Genomic DNA, 10,605 nt, shown 5'->3' on the forward strand with positions numbered 1-10,605 from the left:
CAGCACCATGCCGGTCGGGTTGTGCGGCGAGTTGATGATCAAGGCCCTGGTCCGCGGGGTGACTGCGCGGCGCAGTGCGTCGACGTCAAGGGCGAAGCCTCGACCGTCGGGCACCAACTGCACGAGCACCCGCCGGGCGCCGGCCATCGCCACCACCGGCGAGTAAGAGTCGTAGAACGGCTCGATCAGCACCACCTCTGAACCCGGCTCGACCAGGCCCAGCACTGCCGCGGCGATAGCTTCGGTGGCGCCGACCGTCACCAGAATCTCACTGTCCGGGTCGTACTCGACGCCGAAATGCCGCTTCCGCTGGTCGGCGATGGCCTGGCGCAGCGCGGCGATACCGATACCCGGCGGGTACTGGTTGAGTCCCTGGGCAATCGCGTCTTGGGCGGCCTTCAGCATCGCGGGCGGTCCGTCTTCGTCGGGGAAGCCGATTCCGAGGTCCACCGCGCCGGTGCGAGCGGCCAGCGCCGGCATGTCGGCGAACACGGGGGCCACATACGGCTGCAGTCGCGACACAGCGATGGCGGTCAGCGGCTGCCCGTCAGGAGATGCGAGCGACTGTTTGAGTTGATCACCGTAAGTGCTGAGCGATTCGGCGGTCAGCATCTCTTGATGCGTGCAGTCGACCGAGTGCAATGCGATCTCGCCAGAGACGTACGGCCGCCAACTTGCACGAAGGTAGGAAGTGCGATCGCTCTCGTCCCGCACCGCGGCCAAGACGACGACGTCGCCGTCGAAGGTTTCGGGTTGATAAGCCCGGTACCGGCTCATGTTGCTGTTGAGGTTTCCGACCAGGAATCCCAATAGTTGTTGGTACTGCGCGAATTCCGTGGGCCCCTGTTGGCGGATCAGTTCTTCCAGTTGCTCCTTGGTGAGCGAGCCGTCCCCGTTGCCGTAGAACCGCAAGACGTCGTCCAGGACGTCGTCCTCCTGCAAGGCGTTTGTGGGCATCTGGACGCGGTCAATGCTGGGTTGAGCATCGAGAAGGGTCAGGCGTGAGACGACGCACCCGCGTCGCTGCAACTCGATCGCGACTGCATGGGCGACGACCCCTCCGAACGACCAGCCGAGAAGATTGTAAGGCCCTGCCGGACAAGTCTTTTGGATGCGGTCGGCGTAGTTTGCGGCCATGTCGCGAATCGACTGCGGCTCAGCCTCTTCGGGCTGCAGCGTTTGTTGGATCCCGATGATCGGGCAATTCAAGTATTGACCGAGAGCCTGATACGGCCAGCTCACGCCGCCCGCAGGATGAATGCAGAACAGCGGAACACCGGTGCCGCTCTTCAGAGTTTGCACCGGACGTACTTGTTGTGCCGGTGTGTGGTATGTGTGCAGCCGCTGGGCTAAAGCTCTCACGGTCGGCGCGTCGAAAATAGTACCGACCGAAAGTTCTGCGTCTAGTGCGGTTTTGACCGCGGCGATCAGGCGCATCGCCGAAATGCTGTCGCCGCCAAGGTCGAAGAACGAGTCGTCGACCCCGACGCGGTCGATTCCCAGCACGTCGGCGTAGATACCGGCGAGGGTTTCTTCGACGGCATTGGCCGGAGCGCGGTACTCACCGGCGGCGTATTCCGGCGCCGGTAGGGCGCGGGTGTCAAGTTTGCCGTTGACCGTCAACGGCAGCGCTTCGAGTGCCACGATCGCCGTGGGCACCATGTAAGCCGGCAGCCGCTCGGCCAATGCGGCACGCGCGTCCGCGGGGTCGATCGTGCCGGTGACGTAGCCGACAAGGCGTTTGTCGCCGGGGCGGTCCTCGCGGGAAATCACCACCGCCTGCTCCACCCCGTCCAGTGCGGCGAGCGCGGCACGGATATCACCGAGTTCGATGCGGTAGCCGCGGATCTTGACCTGCTCGTCGGCGCGGCCCAGATAGTCGAGTTGCCCGTCGTCGCGCCAGCGCACCAAATCCCCGGTGCGATACATCCGTGTCCCCGGCGCCCCGAACGGGCAAGCCACAAACCGCGAGGCCGTCAACCCCGAGCGCCGCCAATACCCGACCCCCACCCCGGCACCGGCCAGGTACAACTCGCCGACCGCGCCGGGCGGCACCCGCCGCAGCCAGCCGTCGAGGACGAAGAAGGCGGCGTTCGTCACCGGCGAGCCGATCGGTGGTGCACCGGACCCGGCCGTCAACGGCGCGCTCTTGGACGCCCACATCGTCGTTTCGGTGGGGCCGTAGACGTTGACCATCACCCGGCCTGGTGCCCAGCGATCCACCAGCTCGGCCGGGCAGGGTTCCGCGCCGATGACCAAGGCCGTCTGGTCCAGACCGTCAGGCGAGAGCACCCCAACCGCAGACGGGGTCTGGGTGAGCACGTCGACGTGTTCGGCGACCAGGAGGGCGTGGAAGTCTTCCGGCGAGCGGGCCACCGATTCGGGCACCACGACCAACCGTCCACCGTGCAGCAGCGCAGCCCAGATCTCCCACGACGAGAAGTCGAAGGCGTAGGAATGGCTCTGCGTCCACGCCCGTCCCGGCTCCAGCGCCACGCCGGCGTCGAGTGCGTCGAACAGCTGGACCAGGTTCGAGTGGGTAACCGCAACGCCTTTGGGGATGCCGGTCGTGCCGGACGTGTAGATGATGTGGGCGATGTCGTCGGGCGCGGGCGCCGGCAATGCCGTGTACGGCTGGGCGTCGATAGCCGGGTCGTCGACGTCGACGACCGTCAGGTGGTAGCCCTCGAGTCGGTCGCGCAGGGCGGCGGTGGTGACCGCGGCGACGGGGGCGGCGTCGTCGAGCATGAACCCGATGCGCGGCGCCGGCAGCGCGGGGTCGATGGGCAGGTAAGCCGCGCCGGTTTTGAGCACCGCCAAGATCGCGACGATCGCTTCGGCCGAACGGTTGAAGAGCAGCGCGACAGACCGCCCGGGGCCGACGCCATGGCCGGCCAGCAGGTGCGCCAGCCGGGTCGCTGCGTCGTCCAGCTCGCGGTAGGTCAGTGAGCGGCCTTGGCAGCTGACCGCGGCTGCCTCCGGGGTCCGGGCCACCTGGGCGGCAAACAGTATGGGAACCGACCCGCGGGCGGGCGCCGCTCGGGTCAGTGCCGCCTGGTTGCCGACCTCGTCCAACCCGGTGTGCTCGGCGTCTTCGAGCAGATCGATCGATGCCAGCCGCTGCCTGGGATCGGCGGTTATCGCCACCAGCACCCGCTGGAACCGCTTAATGAGCGCCTCGACTGTTTCCGCGTCGAACAGCCCGGTGTCGTATTCGATGCGGAAGCCCAGTTCCCGGCCCGGCAGGGCTTGCACTGTCAGCGGGTAGTGGGTGGACTCGTGGACGGTGAAGTCGGTGACAGCCACTTCTGAGTCGCCCGACGCCACAGCTGTGTCGACCGGATAGTTTTCGTACACGAACAAGGTGTCGAACAGGGTGTCCTGGCCGGTGATGCGGTGAATCTCGCTCAGCGCCAGATGCTGGTGCTCGAGAGTCTCGTTGTGGGCGCGTTGCAGTTGGTCGAGCAGGTCTGCGCCGGTGGTTGTCCCGGTGATGCGAGCCCGCACCGGCACGGTGTTGATGAAGAGGCCCACCATCGAGTCGGCGCCGGGTATCTCGGTAGGCCGACCCGAGACCGTGGTGCCGAACGCGACATCGTCTTGACCGGTCACCGCCATGAGCAGCCGCGCGAAGCCGGCTTGCAGCACGGTGTTGGCCGTCGTGTGAGTCGAGCGGGCCAGTTCGGCGACGCCGCGGGTGATTTCAGCGGACATCCGGACCGATGTGACGCCCCGGTCGCCTGGCCGCGGTCGATGCGTCGGCGCGACCAGTGTGGGCGTGTCGAATCCGGCCAGCAGCTGCTGCCACACCGCGCGGGCAGCGTCGAGGTCGCGATCGGCCAGCCAGTGCACGAACCGGCGATACGACGCTGGCGCCGGTAGCCGCTGCCCGCTGAAGGTGGCGAATACTTCGCCCAGCAGGATCGGCAGCGACCAGCCGTCGAGCACGATGTGATGGTTGGTCAGCACGAACCGGTGCTGCAGTGCCGTGGTGCGGATCAGCGCCGCCCGGAAGGCCGGCTGGTCGCCGAGCCGGCAGACCGCGTCGCGTTCGGCAGCGCAGATGCGCCGGATCTGTTCGTTGGGATCGTCTTCGCGATCCAGTTCGACGTACCGCCACGGGACGACCGGATTGGCGGGGATGGTCTGCACCGGCTCGTCGAACTGCGTGCAGAAGTGGGCGACGAGGTTCGGATGCCGGTTGACGACCGTGTGCACGGCATCGTGCAGGCGGTCGGGATCGAGCGGGCCGCTCAAGGTGATATCCAGCTGCACCGCATACAGATGACCCGCCGTAGCCGGCGCGGTGCTGGCGTGGAAGAGCAGCCCCTGCTGCAGGGGTGTCAACGGCAGAATGTCGGCAATCTGGTGGCCGCGCTGCAGCTCGTCGATCTGTTGCTGGCTCAGTCGGGCCGGCGCGATATCCGACGGTGTCAACCCGCCGCCGCCGGCTTGAACGTGCGCGCAGATGCCGGCGAGGGCCTCACACCACAACCGGCTGAGCCGGCTGACTTGGCCGTGATCCAGCGCCGAGGGCGCCCACATCCAATCGGCCTGCAGGTGCGGGCCGGTGTCGGTGTCGACGGCCACCGCGTTGAGTTCCAGAGCGTGAGGCAGCGGCATGGGGATCGCCGAGGCCCCGGCGATTAGCGCCCCGCCGTCCGAGCTCATCCGCCACACATCACCGAATGAGTCGGTTGTGGCCGCGCCGAGGCGGCCCAAGTAGTTGAAGCCGATCGACGGATCGGACACCGCCAGGTCGACATCGGTGTTCAGGTAGCGCAACACGCCGTATGTCAGACCATCGGGCAGAGCGCGAAGCTGTTCTTTGGCGTCTTTGATCAGCGCCCCCAGCGCCGGGTCACCGGCGGTCACTTTCGCCCAATCGGGCCGCCCGACCACCAGCGATACCGGGTATTTGGTGGTGAACCAGCCCACGGTGTGGGACAAGTCGATGCCGGGCGCCAATTCCTCGTAGCGGCCGTGGCCCTCGACGTCGATAGCGATCGGTGTGCTCCCGTTACCGATAAACTCCGCCACCGCCAGCCCGAAGGCGATCAACAGGATGTCTTGCACCCCGGCATGAAAAGCCGCGGGCACGTCGCCGAGCAGCATGTGCGTGGTCCGGGCATCCAGTGTCGACGACAGGTGCCCGGCGGTGGCAAACGTGTCCAGCGCGGGTTGCGCCGCCGGCAAGGCGGCCGGGGTTGCCGCCACCTGTTTCCATGCGGCCGCCTGTTCCACAATGTCAGGGCAGCGCGCATAGTCGGCCAACACAGATGCCCACCGCGCGAACGACGTCCCCACCAGCGGCAGCTCGATCGGCTGCCCTTGGCGGTGCTGAGCCCAGGCAAGGTTGAGGTCTTCGATCACCACGCGCCACGAGACGGCATCGACGGCGAGGTGGTGAATGATCAACGCCAGCTGACCGGCACCGCTCGCCCACACTGCGCTGAGCATGACGCCGGCGGCTGGATTCAACCGCGACCGCGCCGTTGTCAGCGCCTCATCGGTGAGGTTCTCTACGATGTGCAGGCCGTCTGCGGCATCCACCGATCCCGGCTCGGGTACCTGCAGCGACCACGCGCCCGCGTCGTCGTCGACGCGGCACCGAAGCATGGCGTGCCGGTCCAGCAGCGCCTGCAACAGCACCACGACATCCGCGTCGGTGACTCCGGCGGGAGCCTGCAGCAGCACCGTCTGGTTGAACTGGTCGGTCGGGCCGTCCACGGTGGCCAGCCAGTGCATGATCGGAGTCGCGATCACCGGACCGGTGCCCTCGTCGGCCACGACGGCCTCGCCGTCGGCCACCGTGGCCACCCGGGCCAGTCGAGCCACTGTCTGCTCGACGAAAACGTCGCGCGGCTTGCACAGCAGACCAGCCGCTCGGGCGCGCGCCACCACCTGCATCGCCGAAATGCTGTCACCGCCGAGGTCGAAGAAGGAGTCGTCGACACCGACGCGCTCGAGGCCGAGGACGTGTGCGTACACGCCGGCCAGGATCTCCTCCACCACGGTGGCCGGGGCCCGGTACTGGCCGCTGGTGTATTCCGGTGCCGGCAGGGCACGGGTGTCGATCTTGCCGTTGGCGGTCAGCGGCAAGGTGTCGAGTGCAACGACGGCGGCCGGGATCATGTAGGCCGGCAACCGATCGGCCAGCTGGGGACGGAGTTGGGCGGGGTCGGCGGTGCCGGTGATGTAGGCGACGAGGCGTTTGTCGCCGGGGCGGTCCTCGCGGGCGATCACCACCGCCTGGTCCACTCCGTCCAGGGCGGACAGGGCGGCCTGGATGTCGCCGAGTTCAATGCGATACCCGCGGACCTTGACCTGCTCGTCGGCGCGGCCCAAATAGTCGAGTTGGCCGTCGGCGCGCCAGCGCACCAGGTCGCCGGTGCGATACATGCGTGTTCCTAGCGCATCCGCGCCGGCGAACGGGCAAGCCACAAAGCGCGAGGCCGTTAGGCCCGGTCGGCGCACATAGCCGACGCCGACACCGGCGCCGGCCACATACAGCTCGCCGACCACCCCGGGCGCCACCGGGCGCAGCCACCCGTCGAGCACAAACAACGCGGCCCCGGCCACTGGCGATCCGATCGGCGGTGCACCGGACCCCGGGGTCAGCGGCGTGCTCCTGGACACACATACCGTGGTTTCAGTGGGGCCGTAGGCGTTGATCATCACCCGCCCGGGCGCCCACCGGTCCACCAGCTCGCCCGGGCAAGCCTCCCCGACCACCAGCAAAGCCATCGCGTCCAATCCGTCCGGCGAGAGCACACCGACCGCTGATGGGGTCTGGGTGAGCACACTGACTCGTTCGGCCGTCAGCAAGTCGTGGAAGTCTTCCGGCGAGCGCGTCACGGATTCCGGCACCACCACCAGCCGCCCGCCACCTAACAGCGCGCTCCAGATCTCCTCGACCGAGGCGTCGAAGGCATACGAGTGGCATTGGGCCCGCACCCCCGCAGGTGGCAGGTGGGTAGCGGGCGCGGCGAGCAGTTGGGTGACGTTGCGGTGGGTGATTGCCACACCCTTGGGCGTGCCGGTGGTGCCGGAGGTGTAGATGAGGTAGGCCAGATCCTCCGGGTTTGGAGCCGGCAGCGCCGTGTCAGGTTGGGTGTCGAGAGCGGGGTCGTCGACGTCGATGACGGGCAGCCCATGCCGGTCGAGCCGCGGGCGCAGGTCCGCAGTGGTGACTGCGGCGATCGGCGCGGCGTCGGCGAGCATGAACGCGAGCCGCGCCGTCGGCAGCGCTGGATCCAGCGGTAGGTACGCTGCCCCGGTTTTCAGCACCGCCAGCATCGCCGTGATCGCCTCGACCGAGCGGGAAAACAGCAGTGCCACATAGCGGCCGGGCCCGACGCCGTGAGCGGCCAGAAGGTGGGCCAACCGGTTAGCCGCCTGCTCCAGCTCGTGGTAGGTGCAGGACTGCTCGCCGCAGCTGACTGCGACCCCCTGCGGGGTGCGCTGCGCTTGTTTGGCGAACAACTCCGGGATCGTGCCCCCGGTTACGGGCCGGCTCAGCACCGCCCGATGACCAGTATCAGCCAGCCAGGTGTGCTCGGCGGCGTCGAGCACATCGATCGACGACAGCCGCCGACGCGGCTCGGCGGTCATCGCTACCAGCACCCGCTCGAATCGCTCGATCAGCTTTTCGATGGTTTCCGGGTTGAACACGTCGGTGCGGAACTCCACCGCCCCGTAGATCCCGGCCGGCTCCCCCACGTCGCTGAAGCGTTCGGCCAGTGAGAATGTCAGATCCATACGGGCCGTTTGGGTTTCGGTCGGCAGCGGTGTGACTTGCACGTCGCCCAACGCCAACCCGGCAGCGTCTTGCCAGGGCAGGTTCTGCCACGCCAACGCCACCTGCACCAGCGGGTGATGCGAGAGGTTGCGGGTAGGGTTGAGCCGCTCCACCAGCACCTCGAACGGCACATCCTGATGCTCGAAGGCGGCCAGGCTGCGCGCCCGGACCTGACTTAACACCTCGGCCACGCCGGGATCGCCGGCGAGATCCACCCGCAGCACCAAGGTGTTGACGAAAAAGCCGACCAGCTCATCCAGGGTTGGGTCGCGGCGCCCGGCGATCGGGAACCCAACGGCCACATCGGAATTGGCACTGATCTTGGCGAGCAGCACCGCCAGTGCGGCCTGCACCACCATGAAGCTGGTGGCGTTGTGCTCGCGAGCCACCCGCGCTACCTGCTGCTGCAGTTCGGCCGGCCAGTTCACCGCCACGCTGGCGCCGCGCTGATCGGCCACCGCCGGGTACGGCCGGTCGGTGGGCAATTGCAGCCTCTCAGGCAACCCCGCCAGGGCGTCTTCCCAATAGGCGAGTTGTGCGGCAATTGGGCTGTCGGGGTTGGTCAGCTCACCCAGTTGGGTGCGCTGCCACAGCGTGTAGTCGACATACTGCACCGCCAATGGCGCCCAGTCTGGGGCGTGCCCGCCGGATCGGTTGGCGTAGGCCAGGGCCAGATCATGGGTCAGCGGACTTAGCGACCAGCCGTCGGCGGCAATGTGATGCATGACCAGCACCAGCACATGGTCGTCGTCGCTGACGCGCAAAAGCGTTGCACGCAAAGGAATCTCGGCGGCCAGATCGAACGTGTAGCGTGCTGCTTCGCCGATGGCTTGATCCAGCAGGGCCGCCGGCCAGCCGGTCGCATCGATGACCTGCCAGCCGAAGTCGGCCTGCTCGGGCGGGATCACCACCTGCTGAGGAGTTTCCTCGACCACAGGGAAGACGGTGCGCAGGCTCTCGTGGCGGCCCACCACATCCGCCAGCGCTCGGCGCAAGGCGTCAGCATCAAGGTTTCCTTGCAAGCGGAGAGCCGCTGGAATGTTGTAGACCGGTGACGGGCCCTGCAACTGGTCGATGAACCACAACCGGTTCTGGGCGAACGACAACGGAACCACGGCCGGGCGCTGCATCGGAGCCAACGGCTGCAGCCGACCCGCGCCCTCGCCGACCCGCGTTGCCAGCTGGGCCACCGTGGGTGCTTCGAACACCGTGCGCACCGAAAGATTCGACTCCAGGCTGGCGTTGGCCGCCGCGACCACCCGCATCGCTGAAATGCTGTCCCCGCCGAGGTCGAAGAAGGAGTCGTCGACTCCGACACGCTTAAGCCCCAGCACCCGGGCGTATACGGCGACCAGGATCTCCTCGATCGGATTGGCCGGGGCGCGATACTCGCTTGCGCGGTATTCCGGTGCCGGCAGGGCGCGGGTGTCGAGCTTGCCGTTGACCGTCAACGGCAGTGTGTCGAGTGGCACCACCGCGGTCGGGATCATGTAGTCCGGTAGCCGCTCAGCCAGGCGGGCGCGCGCGTCGGCCGGGTCGGCGGTGCCGGTGATGTAACCGACAAGGCGTTTGTCGCCCGGGCGGTCCTCGCGCAGGATGACCACCGCTTGATCGACCCCGTCCAGCTCAGCGAGGGCGGCGCGGATGTCGCCGAGTTCGATCCGATACCCGCGGATCTTGACCTGGTCGTCAGCGCGGCCCAGGTACTGCAGTTGACCGTCGGCGCCCCAGCGCACCTGATCGCCGGTGCGATACATACGCGTTCCTGGCGCGCCGAACGCGCAGGCCACGAAGCGTGACCCGGTCAACCTGGCTCGGCGCAGATAGCCCAGCCCTACGCCGGCGCCAGCTACATACAACTCCCCAATAACCCCCACCGGCACCGGGCGCAACCAGCCGTCGAGCACAAACGCCGCCGCTCCGGGCACCGGGAACCCGATCGGCGGTGGCCCCGACCCGGGCGTCAGCGGCGCACTGACCGTCGCATAGATCGTGGTTTCGGTCGGGCCGTAGGCGTTGAGCATCACCCGATCCGGAGCCCAGCGGTCCACCACCTGGGCGGGGCAGGCCTCACCGGCCACCACCAACGCCGCATCAAGCCCGTGCGGTGACAGCACTCCCACCGCAGACGGGGTTTGGGTCAGCACTGTGACGTGCTCGGCGACCAGGAGGTCGTGGAAGTCCTGCGGGGAGCGGGCCGTCGACTCGGGGACCACCACCAGCCGGCCGCCATGCAGCAACGCGCCCCAGATCTCCCACACCGACACGTCGAAGGCATAGGAGTGCCACTGCGACCAGACGCCCGGCGTCGGCAGGCCGGCATCCAACGACGCCAACAACTGGGTCACATTGCGGTGGGTGACGGCCACGCCTTTGGGGACTCCGGTGGTGCCGGACGTGTAGATGATGTGGGCGATGTCCTCGGCGGCCGGTGCCGGCAACCCGGTGCACGGCTGGACCTGGATCTGCGGGTCGTGAACATCGACGACGACCGCGTCGTGACTCTCGAGGCGCTCGGCCAGCTCGGCAGTGGTGACGGCGGCGATGGGGGTGGCGTCGGTGAGCATGAATTCGATGCGCGACGCCGGCAGCGCGGGGTCGATGGGCAGATAGGCGGCGCCGGTTTTCAGGACGGCCAGGATGGCCTGCACGGCTTCGATAGAACGGTGGAACAGCAACGCCACACACGTCCCCGGCCGGGCGCCGCGGTGGGCCAGCAGGTGCGCCAACCGGGTGGCGGCGTCGTCGAGTTCGCGGTAGGTCCACGAGCGCTCACCGCAGCTGACCGCTACTGCACTCGGTGT

General features: G+C 67.8%; 1 protein-coding gene and 1 pseudogene. Both read right to left on the reverse strand.

Annotated features, from left to right (window positions below):
- A partial coding sequence (locus tag VFA16_RS23540; RefSeq protein ID WP_324970158.1) for an aminotransferase class I/II-fold pyridoxal phosphate-dependent enzyme occupies positions 1–528 on the reverse strand: 528 nt, incomplete at its 3' end.
- An 87-nt stretch (positions 529–615) separates the two neighbouring features.
- Positions 616–10,605, reverse strand: a pseudogene (locus tag VFA16_RS23545) (amino acid adenylation domain-containing protein); the annotation flags it as partial.

Source organism: Mycobacterium sp., assembly GCF_035653355.1.
GTDB lineage: Bacteria > Actinomycetota > Actinomycetes > Mycobacteriales > Mycobacteriaceae > Mycobacterium.